The following is a 15526-nucleotide window of genomic DNA, read 5'->3' as shown; positions in this document are numbered from 1 at the left end:
TCAGCCCACAATGTGCAGCCCTCTTCAAGCATGCGAATCATGATCGCGATCATATGCGTGAACTGGTAAATGCCGCGCAATCAACGACCATCGAAATTAGATTAGCCAGCGAGGCTTATAGGTTAAGGTTCACTCCAGATCATCTTGCGGATTTGAAAGCTGTAATTGAAGCAGACGGCGAAAAGCAGGATTCAATAGACGAGTAGAATGCCACGCAGCAACGGACAAGTGGCGGCATTACAGATGTCTTAAACTTCCCGTAACCACCCACGAGGTTTCGCATAAGGAGCCAGTGTATGTCAAGTATCTCAAGTGCTCACAAGATTATGGAGTCGATTGCCGCCCGACTTTACGGAGTTAGCCTTCAACAAACACGCCGCATCGAAACTGCACTAGGCTGCTATTGCACCGCACTCGAGCATCATCACGCCATCATTGTGCTCTTAGAGCAACCACGAAGCATGGCTATCTCTGGATTCGCCTTGGCTCGCCCAATGTTCGAGGCATATCTACGGGGTGAGTGGCTGGCTCTCTGCGCTAAGGACGATCAGATTGAGCGCTTTCTGAGCGGCGGAGAACCACCATGCCCAGATAAACTCATCCAGGAGATCGGCGATTATCCAGATCACAGAACTGTCGGACTCGAGCTTGCTCGCCTGAAGAGTAAGGAAATATGGAAGGTCCTTTGCGATTTTACCCACACGGGGGCGCGACAGGTTCGACACTGTATTTCTGAAGATACCGCTTGTCCAAACATTCCATCCGATAGAGTCGCTGCCCTGCTCACATTATTGAATCCGATCGCGTTCGCGACAGCTATCGGAGTCGCCGCACTTGCCAAAGACATGGAACTACTGGACTGCATTTGCAGCGATGCGGCGAAATTTCTGGGCGTGGAAGGCGAAAGGATACAGGGTGAATCTGTTCCCACTGTCACTCGGTCCGCGTAGGTCTGCCAGTCGCTTTCGATGCGAGGAAGCTTCTGCTATTCCTTTGGACCGATACGCCTGACAGTGATTTTCTCACGTGACCTCGGAGCGCACTTATGCAATGGCAAGAAATCCGCGGGCATTATCCGCAACAGTGGCTTCTGCTGGAGGCGGTCAAGGCCCATTCCGAAGGCGATCAGCGTATTCTCGACCAATTGGCGGTGCTTGACGCCTTCCCCGATTCCGCGACGGCACTGAGGGCCTACGCCAGAATTCATCGCGAAATCCCGCAACGGGAGCTTTACGTCTTCCACACCAGTCGGGATACGCTGGACATCCTGGAGCGGCACTGGATCGGCATTCAGGGTGACTCATGATAATGAAAATGCGACGTGGCCTCCCGTACGTCACGGCAGAGATCGAGTATCGCGGACGGCAGGCGAAGGTCAAGGATGCGCTTGACCAGTCGCGGAGCTTGGAAGGTAGTTACGTGTAAGCAGTGACGCCATTCGCCCTCAGATTCAGAAGATTAGCCGGGAGAATCAACTATGACTGTTGCAGAGTTGGCCTACGAACAAATCAAGACACTCCCCGAGCCCCAGGCTCGGGAGGTACTGGATTTCATTGGCTATCTAAAGGAAAAGAGCGAGCGAGCGGAATGGGAGGATTTGATGGGTGCCCAAGCGGCTTCGCTCGCCGCCGTATGGGATAACCCGGAGGATGAGGTGTGGAATGAGCTATAGGCGCGGCGATTTGGCCCTGGTACCGTTTCCGTTCACCGACCTGTCGTCCGCGAAGCAACGGCCGGTCTTGGTGTTGGCCGACCCGGACGGCTACGGTGACTTCCTCGCGGTCGCCGTGACCTCGCGCCCGCACCACAGCAACGCCATTGCCATTCGTGATCAGGACATAAGTCACGGGGCGCTGCCTGCGACGAGTTGGGTGCGTACCGACAGGGTCGTTACCTTGAACGTCGTTCTGGTAAGCAAGGTTTTCGGGTCCGCCAGCAGTCTGTTTGTGGATCGGGTGATACGCGGGGTTTGCTCACGCGTCGGGATCAACGCCGCCCCCGACGCTCCGGGCAAAGGGGCGTAGAGCGCAATCATGTTCCGATTCAACCGCCTGCAACTCGACAATTTCCGCTGCTTCGAGCAGTTGGACCTGGCGATCGAGCCTGATCTCACCGTGCTCTTCGCCGAAAACGGAGGCGGGAAGTCGGCGACCCTCGCTGCGCTGGCAATGGTTATCGCGGTGTTCCAACCTCAGAGCCCCAAGTCGCTCAAGTTCGACGCGATGCGGGATCTCCGCCAGATCCCGGTCGGCAAAGGCAGTCAGCGTGAACCGGCAGGCCCCTGCTCCATGATCTGGACGGCGATGGTGGACCCGGGGCGCGAAGTCCAATGGGCGTTGGCGCGCAATCCGGCATCCAGTCGCCTGACCGACCGCACCGGCGAGATATTTGACGCCATTGAGGCCATTCGGGTGCCCGGTGCCCGGTGGCCGCTGTTCGCGTGGTACGGAACCGACCGCTTGCGCAGCCCCCAGCGTCCGGCAAGGTCGGCGCTCGACATCCGGGACCGCCGGGCCGGCTACGCGTCATCGCTCGACCCCACCGTCAACGAGACACTGCTGCTCGATACGCTCCTCGCCTGGGGAATAAGGGGTTTTCCCATTCGTCCCGAGACCCTGACGGGACACACCGTTTTCCGATGGGGTCTGCGCGGCGATGGCGCGTGCAGCACCTGGCGTTACGAAGATCTCGCCCGGACATCCGGGTATGGGCGGGCCAGTGGTCTGGTTCGAGAACGGGCAGGTCACACCCTGGGCCGAACTCTCGGATGGGTACCACGCCTTTCTGGCGCTGATCGGCGACATCGCCCGCCGCGCGGTCCTGCTCAACGAGACCGACGGACGCGAAGCCCCCGAACGCATTGAGGGCGTGGTCCTGATCGACGAGATTGATCTACACCTCCACCCCCGCTGGCAACGCGTGGTCATCGATGGACTCCGCAGTGCCTTTCCACGGCTTCAATTCGTGGTTACAACCCATTCGCCACAGGTCTTAAGCAGCGCCGAGAATCGCCAGGTACGCCGGCTCGCGGGCCGGGGGCTCGCGGAACAAGGTCTCTTTGTCGCGGGCCGGGACAGTAACGCAATTTTGCGTGAGCTGATGAACACCGATGACCGCGATGATGCTGGTGTCGAGGCCTTGCGCCAACTCTACAACGCCATTGACAGCGGACGCCGCGACGATGCCGCGCGGCTCTACAGTGAGTTGGCCGGACGCTGGGGAGACTTGGACCCGAGCTGATTCGGGCGCAAGGGTTGATGGAGTGGGACGACTGAATGCGTGGGATCTCGAAGCCATGGCTAACCGATTTTGAATATGACAGGGTACTCGGATTCACCAGCGGTGGCGAAATATACGTCCGCACCGACGCGATACTGGATTCGGCCATGCGCAGCACGCTTGAGCTTGCGATCGACGACCGAGCAGATGGTACTAATGTTCGCAAGGCAATCCTGAATTTGAATCATCCCGCATTGGTCGCCGCACGCAAGGCGGCGATAGACGCTGAGCGGGCCAGGATGGAGCGGGATTTCAAGGGAAAGACTGCAAGTCGCGAGGAGCGCGAGGCGCGGGCCGTGGTATTGTTGGGCAGGAAGACCTTTGACTCATTCGTAAGTATACGGATTTGCTGGATACGCAAGCGACTTGGAAAGGGGAAATAGCGTCAATAACCGGCTTCCGGTCTACCGACTCGATCACAATGAAAAATATAATTATCGGCCAATTCGCGACTGCGCTTTTCTGCACCGTCCTCTGTCGCTTCGTTGACGCGACATGTCTTGCCACTGACATCCCTTCCAGCGTCTGCCGATACCCGGCCGGCGACGCTTGGTGCGGCAGGAATGGTGGCGGAAACTTATACGCCTATAAGGATGGATGTGTCGAAGCGCCAGAGTCAACCGAAAGGGAAACGACGACACGCCTACCGGCACCGCTTAAGCCGTGGAAACCCATTGCCGCCTGGGACTGCGAGAAGGCGAGAACGTCGGTTGAACGCCTCATCTGTGCCGCCCCTGACGTTCGTGCCCAAGATGTCAGGATGAGGATACTCTATTCGCAATTGCAGGAGCGTGGGCTGGCGCCGGAGCAGATACAGAAGGACTGGCTGAGGAAACAACGCGAGGCGTGCGGCACGGCGGACTGTCTGCGTGCTGTCTATACCGAAAGAATCAATCACTTTGAGGCCCTCTTGGCGACCGACACTGCCGTGGCTCTCCCGCCGCGTGTAGCCGCAGCGCCTGCCGCTCCCCCACCGTCAAAGACGACTGCCACAACAACCGGACGGCCGCCGGCAGCGGCCACACCCGCGAACCTCGACGGTGAGGATACGTCTGCGGCAACCGCAGGGTCCACCATACCGGTGGTCAGTCCGCCGACATCGTTCGCCGAATCGGGCATACCGCAATTACCACTACCGGAGGGGCGTTCACCAGTCTACGCAAGCCCGCCGCTGGCCTCGCCAAAGGGCGCGACGCATGTCCTCTGGGGCGCAGTTTTGGTGGTGGCAATGGGACTTAGCCTAATCATTTGGCGGCGCCGCTCCCGCACCGGCGCCACACCATCGCCCTACGCTCGGCTACTTGCCCTATTGCGAGCCATTGGCCGCCATGGCCAGTCCCGAGCGCGAATGCAATGGCTGCACCTGGACGTCGAGACCCAAAATCGGCTGATTGAGCTGGGCCGTCCTGGTGAGTCGATAGCAGATGTCGTTACACGCGCGGTTGCGGCCCTGGAGGCGGCGACAGACCCGCCGTCTACGGATGAGCGATTGGCCACCCTGGAGCGTCGGCTGAAGCGACTGGAGGGGTCCCAATAGGCGTATGGAATAGCGACATTCTGATCGGGTTCGTTGTTGGGTCGCGCGTCACCGGGCGAGGCTTGATCATACCTCCCGGCAACCCGTCGCGGCCTGGGGGCCGCTCCTACGGGCGCAAGCGCGGTCAACGAGCAGACGCACCTCCCCGTCACTTGGGCAACTCCGGCCGCGCGAGGCTTCCCCGGAGCCATTGAACCACCTGGAGATGGCCCTGGCGTGACGCGGCACTGAGCGCAGTCTCGCCCCCGATATCCCTTGCATCGACCGCGGCACCATGATCGAGCAGGGTTTGCACGACGCCGACATGACCGTTGGCGGCGGCGAATAGCAAGGCGGCGCCACCCTCGGTGTTCCTGGCATTCACCTCGGCGCCCCGGGCGAGCAACGACTGCACCACCGCGACATGGCCGGCTCGCGCGGCGAGCATCAGCGCGGTCCAGCCGCCACTGTCAGTCAACTTGGGCGGCGGGTCCTCGGCGCGGCGGGCCGGCGTCCCAAGGCTAGCGCAGGCGCTGCAACGCGCCTTGGCATTGACATCGGCACCATGGTCAAGCAAGAGCTGAACCGCCGCGGTCTGACCATTCGCTGCGGCGAGCAGCAACGCCGTCCAGTCGCCAGTATCCTTGGGGGCGACGGCGGCGCCCTGATCGAGCAGTGCCTTGATGACCTCGACATGGCCATTCTGCGCGGCGAGCATCAAGGCGGTCACGCCGTCCGTACGCGCGGCGCTGACCTCGGCACCCGCCCCGAGCAGGGGACGCACCAACTCCGCGTGGCCTTGCTGCGCGGCGGCCAGCAAGGCGGTCCCACCATCGGACTGCGCGGCATTGATCTGCGCACCCTTGCCGAGCAGCAGCCGTACCACCTCGGGATCGCCCTGGTGCGCGGCGAGGATCAACGCGGTGCCACCCTCCTCGTTCTTGGCATTGACCGCCGCCCCTTGGTCGAGCAGGGTCTGCACGACCGCACGGCGGCCCTGGGACGCGGCCGCCATCAAGGCGGTCCAGCCGTCATCGCGCTTGGCATCGATCGGGGTCCCCAAGGAGCGCAGACGCTTGACCTGCCGCAGGTCGCCGCTGGCGGCCGCGGTGAGGAAATAGTCCGCCATCCGGTCATTGACCTTACCCTTGCCGAGCAGGACCTGGACGACCTCGGCATGACCGTTCTCCAACGCCAAGTCCAATGCCGTCTGGCCCTTTCTGTTTTTCACCTTCACCGCAGCGCGCCGTTTGAGCAACGCCTGCACCACCTCGCGGTGACCATTGCGCGCGGCGACCATCAACGCGGTCTCGCCGTCATTCTGCTGCACGTTCACCGCCGCACGTCGTGCCAATAGTGTCTGCGCCACATCAAAGTGGCCGCCCTGGGCAGCGAGGATCAACGCGGTCCAACCGTCAGAATTTCTGGCATTGACATTGGCGCCATCGCGCAGCAGTAAGGCGACGACCTCGCGGCGGCCGTCCAGCGACGCCGCCATCAAAGGGGTGACGCCATACGTGGTCGCGGCATCGATCGGCGCCCCAGCCGCGAGGAGTCGCTCGACCTGCGCCAGGTCGCCATTCCAGGCCGCGGTGATCAGGTCCCAGGTCGCATCGGCACCGGCCAGCGCCGACCACCACATGGCCAAAGCGGACACCAACACAGCAGCCAGGCGCCGACAGGGGCGCACCCGGTGCTTGCTCAGCATAGCGGCCTTGATCGCCATCCCCGCAGGACGGCAGGCATCGCGGAGCACCTGACACCGACGTGACAGCGCTGCCGAGACTGGGCAAGTATCCGCTGCCGGCCCATTGCGTGCGCGACCTGTAGGCTGGGTTGAGCGCAGCGGCCTTGATCATCGTTCCGGCCACTGATCCATGCGGCGCAAAGCGCCGCGACTCTGGGGGCGCCGCACCCCAGTGCGGCCCGGCCTCGCAGCAAACCGCAACGCTGCGATGACTTGCGAGGTTTCGCCGCACTGGGGTGCGGCGCCCCCAGTCGGTCGGCCTGACGGCCAACCGACCCACCTTGGTGGCCAGAACGATGATCAAGGCCAGCGCAGCGAAACCCAGCAATCAACTTAGGCGCGCGCAAACGATGGGTTTCGCTACGCTCTACCCAGCCTACGGAGTACTTGCCCAGTCTGTGCCGCGGTGTCACGCGCCGTGATAGGGCAATCATCCGCTCAGAGGTTCCGGAATTCGAAGAACAGGGTCCCCGCGGCGTCCTTGTACAGGGTCGAGAAGCGCACCCGCGTCTCCTGCTCGGTGCTCACCGGCTCCCATTGGTTGTCGACATCCTGGCACAGCACGGCCGACCCCGGGAGCGCCTGAATGAAGACACCCAGCCGGCCCGCCCGCAGCCGCACCAGGGCACCGCTGGCGGCGCGGCGCAATTGGAAGTCGCTGGTGATATTGATGCGGGCATCGCGGTAGAAGCCGCTGCGGGCGCCCTTCTGCGAGCGGATATTGAATGGATAGCCCTCGTCCATATCGGCCTCCGGGGAGAGGATCACGGCCAGGGTGCGCGGAAAGCGCGCGGGGCGCAGGATGCCATAGAGAATAAAGGCTGCCAGGAGTGCGAGCAGGATGGCGGCGATGACCGGCCACCAGCAGCGCAGCCAATGGTCCGGAACGATCTCGACCCGGATGGGCACGGCGGCGCGAAGCCGCTGCCCATGCTGATCCACTGCCTCCACCACCAGGGTCCCGGCCGCGTCCGGCAAGACGGCCGCCGGGCAGTTGTCGACCCGCAGGCGGACCGGATAGCGCCGGTTGGCCCCATCCTGGAAACCGAGTGTAAACGCGCGCGCGGACAACGGCTTGAAGCCCTCCCCCGCGTCGATCTCCAGCACGGCGCCCCAGTGCGAGAAGTCGCTCGTGAGTTGCAGGTCGAACCGGCCACGCGCCTGGACAAAGCCCAGATCGAGCGTCGCCGTCCCCTCAGAGCGGCCCGTGAGGCGCCCATAGTCCAGCGCCCCAGGCGGGCCGAAGGCGATGGTACCCTTGACCTCGACCTGCCCTTGAGCGGCAGTGGCGTCCCCTCCCCCGTCGGCGGTATAGTCGATGACGGCGGTCTCGACACGGTCCGGCGTCCAGTCCCGGGCATAGATGCCATCGCCGGCCGTGCGGTCGCCGTCGCGGCCGTCATCGCGCAGTTGCAGGGTGCGACCGTCCGCAAAGCGTGCGCGCACCCGATCCGGCGTGCGCAGCGCATTGCGCGCACCCATCGCCTTGAGTTGGACGGCCACCGGGGTGGTGTTGCCGACGAAGGTCGAGGGCGGGGTCTGCACCTCCAGACCCCAGGTGGCGGGCACGACCTGGGTCTCGAACGACTGCTCGTCCTGGATATAGCGGCTCGCCATCTGGACGCGCCACGTCGCGCGGCCGGCCCGCATGAAGCGCACCCGGGCGGTCATCAGCCCGTCATCGGCGTCCTGGTCGCCCTCCTGGCCGTCGTCGCGAAAGGCGACTTCAGTGCCTTCCACCAAGGCCTTCACCACGAGCCCCGGGATCTGTCCGGGGCGCGCAATGCGGCTCCCGGTCCGGTCGTCGATCAGCTCGAGCGTCACCGGCGTATCTTCGCCCTGGGCCGCCGTGGGCGGTGCGGCCACCCGCATGCTGACCGAGAAGTCCTGGATCAGGTACCAGCCGGCGTCACCGGTCAAACCGCTGACGGTGAAGCGCCAGGTGCCGGTGGCGGGCCGGCGCAGCCGCAGGATGCGATAACCGCGGGTCAGCTCGTCGAGTCCGCGGGTCTCACCCGCGCGATAGTCAGGCTCGAGCGCGTCGGCGGCCGGGTTGCCCGCGGCGGCGGCGATGGCCCCCACCGGCCCCTCGGCCGCAACCAGCAGGAACGCCTCGTCCACGAACGCGGGGACCTCGGCCACGATCGCGGTGGCGTCGGGTGACAGCCGACCGGAAGCGGGGGCCTTGGCGCCCAGAAAGCGCTGGTAGATCTCCCCAATGGCCGACAACAGTTCGGTCGGGGTCTGGGCCGCGGTGCGGATCTCGTATTCGTTGTGGACCGGCCGGCCCCGCTCGCCGAGACTGACTACCGCGGTGTGGACCCCGGCGGCACGCAGTTCGCTCAAGACCTGGGAGCTCTCCGCCCGGCAGGTATCACGACCGGCATCGGAGATGACGATGAGCAACCGCTCTTTCCCCGCCGCGGCGTCCAGCGCCGCCTTGACGGTGAGCAGCGGCACGATGAAGTTGGTCGGCCCGCCGTAGCGGGCGCGCTCGTCCAGTGCCTGCTTGAAACCGGGCAGATCCCCGGCCTGCCGGTCGATGCGCCGACTCGGGTCCGGCTGCCCGATGCACTCCGGGCTGGCAGGCATCCAGGCCAGGCTCAGGTCATCGGCGGGGCCGAGCAGGTCGGCCAGGATCTTGATCGCCTGAATCGCCAGGCGCGGGCGGTCGTTGTCGGCGTCCCGCATCGAGGTGGAGGTATCCAGGACCACCGCCACCTGGCGCTGGACGCGGGTCGGGGGCTCGGCCTGGACCGGCAACCACAGCACGACCAATAGGAACAGCGCAAACAGCATGACCGACTTGCGGATCATAGAAATTGGAGCCGCAACCATAGGCCCTCCTCGCCAATGCCCAGTCGATAGGGCTTGTGCACTTCAAGCAGATACAGACCAGCGGCGGTCGGCGCCATCGGCGCGCCGGCGCAGTCGGTGACGGTGATCCCGGGTGCCGGGCGCAAGGCAAAAAGTGCCTCGTCTTCCGGCCGGACCCACCCCAAGAGCCCTCCTTGCTGATCGACCACCTGACGCTGCGCCCGATGGGAAAGCAGGCGCCGTAATGGGTGCGCGGCCGGCAGCCGCCGCGCGACAAATTGCTGCGGATTGGCCACGCTCGCAATGGCATAACCCAGGTCGCGCGGCAACGTATAGCGTCGGCGCACCAGCAGCAGCGCCAGGACCAGACCAGCCAGCAACAGAAACGGCAGGAGCGACCACCAGGCAACGCCCGGCGCCTTGGCCACCAGCACCTCCGCCTGGAGCACCTTGATCACATCGAAATGATCATAGGGGGGGTGATCGAGAATGAGCTGCAATTGGAAGGCCGGCGGTTTGAGTGGGTCGCCATCCGCATAGGGCCCCAGGGTCACACAGAGCTCATGCCGGCCTCCCACCCCCTCGCGGTTCACCAACTCGGCAAGCGTTCGCTGCTTTCCTTGCGACCACGCGAAGCCCGCCTGAGTCCCCACCGGCGCACTCAATGGCGCCCCAGACTGCAACGCCTGGAAGCCGATCGTCTCGCCGTCCAACGTAAAGCGCGCGCCGCGCAGCGCCCCGCCCTCAATGGTCGCTCGCTCGGCGCGCAGATACCCCCGGATATTGAAGCCCGGGCTACCCTGGGCCGTCTGATTTCCTTGGGCGCTCTCAAGCCGGGTGCCAAAATCCTCCGTGAGGTCGAAGGACGCACAACTGCTCGCCTGACGCCCGAGCGCCCCACTGCCCGGATGCTTCAGCTTGATGGCCGGCGGCTGCGGCGACAGTCCGAGCCGCGGATAGACCAGCACCTCGAATGGGTCATCGGCACCGCGCGCGGCCACGGTACGGTTCTCCAAGTCGACCCTGACGGTCGCATGCGCCGTATAGGCCGCCGCCGCACCGCCGGGCAACTGGTTCTTGGTAAATTGCGTTTGCGACCAATAGCGTTGCCCCCCCGCGGCCAGATCATCCCAATGGTGGGTATCGGCAATACCGACGCCATCGGCATCGTTGCTATTCCAGGGCTCAGACCCGTCGGGCCGCGGCTGTTTGATCCAATAGCGTAGGGTCAATCGCGGCGGTATGCCCTGGGTGCCGGCCGCCGCGGTCACGAGGAAGTTGAGTTGGCAGGGCCGGTCGGCCATCGTGACGAGTGAACCAGGCGCAAAGCAGGACGGCGTCTGGTTCGACGCTATACCGGCGTGGTGCTCCAGATGCTCCCGCAGCTCCACGCGCAGGTTGGTCGGGCGCAGGACGAAGACCGACACGTCGGCGCCGTCCGTGATCCGCAACGGATAGTCTCCGGGCGAGGGCTTCAACTCCCACCGCAAGGCATAGCTCCCACCCGGCTCGCGCGCCTCCAGCAGCAGCTGTGGATTGACGGTGCCGCCGGGGGGCGGGGACAGTGTCTGCTTGGGCGGGGGTGGGGTGGAGAGCCCGCCCGGGTCCAACCTCAGGGCGACGATGGCCGCCTCGGGCGGACCCACCTCACGATGCAGATTCAGGCCGACCGCACCGCTACCGATGCGGTCTTTGCGATCATCGGGCAGGTGCAGATAGCCAAAGCCCTCGGAGAACAGCTTGATCATCGTCGCCGGGAGTTCCTCGCCGGTGCGCACGATAAAGAAGTCGGGAAAGACGCGATGGCTATAGCGGCCGGAGCGCACATTCGCCTCGTCGGCCTGCTTGATGCCGGCGAAGAATGCCTCACCGCGGCTACTGGCATCCGGACCGAACAGGATCACATAGAGTCGCGTCTGCCGGGCCGCGAGCTCCGGCAAGAGCCGCGTTTCGATATAGGTCTGGTCGGGCCCCGGATTGACCGACAGCCCATCCGTAATCAGGACAATGGTTCGGGTCATCGCCGCGCTGTCGGTACTCGACAATGGCGGGAGATCATTGAGTGCCTGAATGAGGCTCGGTGAATAATAGGTATTCATCGCATCGAATGGCAACTGCCCCGCGCTCAATGCGGCGATGAACTGCGCGCGCGCCGCCATCCCGGTGGCCCGCCTGGGCGTCACGCTGCTCACCGGCGGCTGCTCGCCGGTCCATTTCTGTTGATCGAATGGGATGACCGCAAAGCTGTCCGGATGCTCGGCCTTGTTGGGGTCAGGTTTCAGCAGGTCGTGTAGCAACAGCGTGGAGAGGATCGCGAGGCGCCCCGGGTCGTTCGGCGGGTCCTGCCAGCCACAGGCGGCCCCGCACATGGACTTGGAGGTGTCCAGGATGACGCGCACATGGTCCCCGGTGGAGCCCAGGTCCAGTGCGCCCGCCACGGCCTCGGCCGCACCCAGCAGGAAGATGCCGATGAGTACACCGCAAGAAAAAACGCCGGCCCATGCCGGAGGCCGGTCGGCACGCCGACCCGTGCCCGTGCGCCCTAACCGTCGTCCCGGACGCGTCAGGGACGCACAGGCGCCAACACGCGAGGGGGTGATCGCGATCGCGGTCATGGTTGGGCTCAAGGGCTGGGGTCCACCTCGGCAGGCGCCGCGGACGCAGCGAGTCAGCGGCTGGAGGCCCTAGTTTACCCCCGCGAGGGGAGACCGCGCCCGCGTGGGTTCCTAGCGGACCTAAGCGACGCTTGATCGGGCGCCGCCGTCCCTCCGGGGGCCGACCACCGGAAAAAGAGAATTTCGATTCAATGGAGCTGGCTATCAAACTCCAGACACAGGGCCGGTGGCACGCCGTCTCTAGTGGCAGCGCCACCGACCCTCGTCCCTGAAAAAATTACGTCACGATCTAATGATCTACCTGCAGACAGCTGCCGATTCAGGTCCGGTTCCAACCGACGCGGATATGCAAACCACCTGACTGCCGTCCAGAATTCCGGTTAAGGCGGACCCCGTACCGGAGCCGGTCAAGATCAACTTATCTTTCTTGGTCGTGTCGGCCTTGTACCAGATGTTAACCTTGACAGACGCCTTACTATCGGTCGCCTTCGCCGCTCCCCAATTACCTTTGCTGCCGGAAGACGGCGACGGCCACACGCCGTTCGAGCAATTCCCGCCCCACCACAAAGTCGCTGATCCGACTGTTTTTCCCTTGCTGTCCTTGAGTGTAGCGCTCGTCGCCGCAAGATCGTTCTTGCATCCAGCGCCGGCAGCGCTGTCGCCAGGATTGAATAGGTTGCGAACCGACACCTCGGTGGTCGCGGTCCAGATCTGCTTGTTTTCCGAATAGCTAGCCGTGATGGTGGCATTGGCGTTGGCCGTCACGGCTGGCGCCGTTAGTCCTCCTTTCGCTGAAATGGCCAGGATATTCTTATTACTGCTTGACCAACTGCCAGTCGTAACCGGCTTTCCCTTGAAATACGCCTGGCAGCTCCCACTTGCTCCTTCGATCAGGGCTTCAGTACAGGCTATCCGGAAGCGGCAAGAGGTTATCTCGTTGGCGTCAGAACTACCGATCGGCGGACAGAATTTACCCATTTTGTAATAGATATAACCTTCGACCGCTAATGCCACAGGTTTAGCGGTTTCGGCAAACTTACCAAATGTCCCAGTCCCTGACCTAGCCGGGTCCGGCATACATCTGCTTTTTGAGTCGAGCGTGCCGCAGAAGGCACCGCCACCATTCATGTCGATCACCTTGGAAACTTTACCGTCGGCGTCGACCTGCGAGACTACCCCAACATGTCCATACGTGCCCCCCTTATACACAATGATGGCACCAACTATTGGAGTATTGCCCACAGAAGCTGTTCCAAGAACATTTTGGGCGTTCTTATACCAGTATTGGGCATCGCCTGTCCACGGCACCCCCCCCTTGATCAAATCGACCCCATAGGTACAATAACCGGTATCGAAGGCAAACAAGGACACCGGTGCCAGGCAAGCCAAGGCGGTCATCGTCTTCAGTGCGATCTTACAAGACATAATCCTATTCCCCTGGTGATGTGTGCATGAGAGATCGAGACATCAGGATATCTGCAGCAGGCGGGTCAGGCATTGACCATCACTCCGGCCATCGCCATTCGCGGCACCCCATCACGACCGGAGCGCCGTTCCTGCGGGCGCAGGAACACCCCCAACCGCGAATCTCATCCGCAGGCTGACCGGCGTATTGATCGAGACCGGCGGTCACAGATAGGGCTCAAGCACCGGGGGCACGGACTGCCCATGGGCAAGAAAGGCATCCCGCAGCGAAGCGAGCCAAGCCTGGTCGCTGGCAAGGAAGTAATCCAATATGACCCGCTGGACGAACGGATCAGACTCGTCTGGAGCCACCGCGACCAGGGACTGAGCAAAGAGGCCGAACTCCGTTGGATCCAATCGGCTGTCGCGCACGGCATTGATAACCGCGACCCGAATCGATTGATCGGCATCTCCGGCCAACAAGGCGACGGCATTCTGGATGGAGCCATGCCAGTCCATTTCGCCGATCAAGTCGCGCCGCAATCCGGCATCTTCGGAGACGTCGGACACCGCCGCCAGGACCAGCCCACGGGTATCATCCGAATCGAGAACCGCCAACGCCCGCAGCCCCTTGCGGCGAGAGGACGAGTCAATGCCGGACGTTGCCGCAAGCGCGGCACCCCCGACCTGCGACTCGAGGACCTGTGTCAATGAAGGGCAACTCATCCTGGCGGGGGCTGGTTGCAACGCGCCGCCCAGCGAGCGACTGTCGGTCGTAGCGGTGTCGATCTTGGTCAAGGGGGGACTCGGAGGCCGATCGATAGCAGCGCCGCCAACCTGCGGACCGCGCTCCCCGCAAACCGCTTGGGCTGGACAATGCTCCATCAATGCCTCTCGCCCGTCCTGCGGGCAGGGCAATGGTAGCGGCTGGAGGAGTGCATGCAGGATGTAGCCAATAAGCACACCCACCAACACCTGGATACTGCTCTTCCATAGTCCGCACTGCTGAACCACCACGATTCGCTTCCCTCCGCAACGAGCGGACCAGGGCGGTAGCGGCGCGAGCCGTCGACTGGTTACTTCAAACGACGCCACCGCTGAAAAATTAACCTAGCTCAATAAGGAAAATATCACTACGGAGACGACCTGTCAAGGCATGCGGTAATGAATCATGGGGCGAACACCCAACCGTGTCAGTCGGGTTTTACGAGCCACTTCACATTGCCAAATGTAGGCGCTACGTGGCAGACATCGCCGGGCGCGTGGCGCCGCGCCGGCAGGAGCAGGGACAGGGGCATTTTCGGCAAGCGAGGTTCGCCGGGGACCGCAGGGTATCTGCCCAAGCGTAGGCGCATGGCTCGTGCACCGATTGGCTGCCCGCCTGTTACTTGGAAACCGTATCCGCTCAATCTGTCCGGTCACGGTACGGACCGCCCGGCACCCGCCCGTCCGCGTGGAAGGCCCGATAGGCGGCACTCGTCACGACCTCACCGACGTAGTAGTCCACATAGTCCCGATCCTCGACGACCACATGGTTAAAGAACCAGCGTTTGAACTCTTCCAGGGTGTCTGGACTCAGCCGCATGGCCCCGTCCTGCTCCAGGCTGCGGCGCAGGTCGGCAAACTCGGCGAGTTGCATCGCGTGCTCGCAACGGTGCCCTTCGTACCCCGGGAAGCGGATCGTGCGCAGGAACGCCTCTTCGGCCTGGAAATGGCGACGCGTGCGCTCGATCAGTGCGTCCAACACGATGAAAACCCTGCACTGGGCGATTTCCGGGTCCTGGGTGAGCGGATGTCCATTCACCTCCACGAGCCGGTTGAGGATCGCAGCGATCTCCCGGTGGTCATCATCAATCCAGTCGATACCGGTCTGCCACTGGTTCAGCCACGTCAGGAAAGCGGCCATAACTTGCACCAAGTTTGAGGATAGGATCGGTTCAGGGGGCAGACGCGGGCGCGCCCCGCGTACGCCGGTCTGTCTGAACATAGCTTAGTCGACATTCCTTACCATTCCTCGCTTCCTTCGCGTTAGCATGGGCACGGGCGGCCGACCGGCAGGACAGCGGCGGACCGTCGCGTCGCTGCGTCAGGCGGCGACGCGCCGCGGACACGCGCCGCCCGGCATCGGGCCGCTCACCCGCCGGGGGT

The 15526-nt window shown here is 63.4% G+C and carries 14 protein-coding genes and 1 pseudogene; 9 read left to right on the top strand and 6 right to left on the bottom strand.

The window, feature by feature from the left end; genetic code table 11:
• From QZY44_RS05695 to QZY44_RS05660, 9 genes and pseudogenes are all read left to right on the top strand, one after another.
• The coding region (locus QZY44_RS05695) for a hypothetical protein (protein ID WP_295443469.1) at nucleotides 1-206 on the top strand (206 nt) is incomplete at its 5' end.
• A 90-nt stretch (nucleotides 207-296) separates the two neighbouring features.
• Nucleotides 297-950 carry a hypothetical protein gene (locus tag QZY44_RS05690; RefSeq protein ID WP_295443467.1) on the top strand — a complete coding sequence of 218 codons (654 nt, stop codon included), beginning with the start codon at nucleotides 297-299 and terminating at the stop codon, nucleotides 948-950.
• A 95-nt stretch (nucleotides 951-1045) separates the two neighbouring features.
• On the top strand, nucleotides 1046-1306 hold the full coding sequence (locus QZY44_RS05685; RefSeq protein WP_295443464.1) for a hypothetical protein: 261 nt from the start codon (nucleotides 1046-1048) through the stop codon (nucleotides 1304-1306).
• Nucleotides 1307-1477: 171 nt separating this feature from the next.
• Entirely contained in the window at nucleotides 1478-1672 is a 195-nt protein-coding gene (locus QZY44_RS05680; protein ID WP_295443461.1) for a DUF2281 domain-containing protein, read from the top strand.
• Nucleotides 1662-2024, top strand: a complete 363-nt coding sequence (locus QZY44_RS05675; RefSeq protein ID WP_295443458.1) for a type II toxin-antitoxin system PemK/MazF family toxin — start codon at nucleotides 1662-1664, stop codon at nucleotides 2022-2024. The genes QZY44_RS05680 and QZY44_RS05675 overlap by 11 nt, the downstream gene beginning before the upstream one ends.
• 9 nt (nucleotides 2025-2033) lie before the next feature.
• A pseudogene (locus QZY44_RS35640) lies at nucleotides 2034-2180 on the top strand (ATP-binding protein); the annotation flags it as partial.
• 526 nt (nucleotides 2181-2706) lie between these two features.
• Nucleotides 2707-3240, top strand: a complete 534-nt coding sequence (locus tag QZY44_RS05670) for an AAA family ATPase (protein ID WP_295443455.1) — start codon at nucleotides 2707-2709, stop codon at nucleotides 3238-3240.
• A gap of 35 nt (nucleotides 3241-3275) precedes the next feature.
• On the top strand, nucleotides 3276-3662 hold the full coding sequence (locus QZY44_RS05665; protein ID WP_295443452.1) for a hypothetical protein: 387 nt from the start codon (nucleotides 3276-3278) through the stop codon (nucleotides 3660-3662).
• 965 nt (nucleotides 3663-4627) lie between these two features.
• Nucleotides 4628-4816, top strand: a complete 189-nt coding sequence (locus QZY44_RS05660) for a hypothetical protein (RefSeq protein WP_295443450.1) — start codon at nucleotides 4628-4630, stop codon at nucleotides 4814-4816.
• A gap of 148 nt (nucleotides 4817-4964) precedes the next feature.
• Here the strand turns inward: QZY44_RS05660 and QZY44_RS05655 are convergent, their stop codons facing one another.
• The 6 genes from QZY44_RS05655 to QZY44_RS05630 all read right to left on the bottom strand — a co-directional run bounded on the left by QZY44_RS05655 (nucleotide 4965) and on the right by QZY44_RS05630 (nucleotide 15284).
• Entirely contained in the window at nucleotides 4965-6503 is a 1539-nt protein-coding gene (locus QZY44_RS05655) for an ankyrin repeat domain-containing protein (RefSeq protein WP_295443447.1), read from the bottom strand.
• 477 nt (nucleotides 6504-6980) lie between these two features.
• Nucleotides 6981-9359, bottom strand: a complete 2379-nt coding sequence (locus QZY44_RS05650; protein ID WP_295443444.1) for a vWA domain-containing protein — start codon at nucleotides 9357-9359, stop codon at nucleotides 6981-6983.
• A complete protein-coding gene (locus QZY44_RS05645; RefSeq protein WP_295443442.1) occupies nucleotides 9356-11974 on the bottom strand; it encodes a hypothetical protein in 2619 nt (872 codons plus the stop codon). Before QZY44_RS05645 ends, QZY44_RS05650 begins: the two co-directional genes overlap by 4 nt.
• Nucleotides 11975-12271: 297 nt before the next feature.
• The gene (locus QZY44_RS05640) at nucleotides 12272-13399 is read right to left on the bottom strand and encodes a CHAP domain-containing protein (RefSeq protein WP_295443439.1); all 1128 of its coding nucleotides are present in this window, start codon (nucleotides 13397-13399) and stop codon (nucleotides 12272-12274) included.
• A gap of 204 nt (nucleotides 13400-13603) precedes the next feature.
• Nucleotides 13604-14176 carry a hypothetical protein gene (locus tag QZY44_RS05635; protein ID WP_295443436.1) on the bottom strand — a complete coding sequence of 191 codons (573 nt, stop codon included), beginning with the start codon at nucleotides 14174-14176 and terminating at the stop codon, nucleotides 13604-13606.
• Between the two features lie 607 nt (nucleotides 14177-14783).
• Nucleotides 14784-15284, bottom strand: coding sequence for a hemerythrin family protein (locus QZY44_RS05630; protein ID WP_295443433.1), 501 nt, complete (start codon nucleotides 15282-15284; stop codon nucleotides 14784-14786).
• Nucleotides 15285-15526: the final 242 nt, after the last annotated feature.

This window comes from uncultured Thiodictyon sp. (assembly GCA_903837595.1).
Taxonomy (GTDB): domain Bacteria; phylum Pseudomonadota; class Gammaproteobacteria; order Chromatiales; family Chromatiaceae; genus Thiodictyon.
The sequence above is the reverse complement of the archived record's forward strand: the minus strand, read 5'-3'. Positions and strand labels throughout refer to the sequence as shown.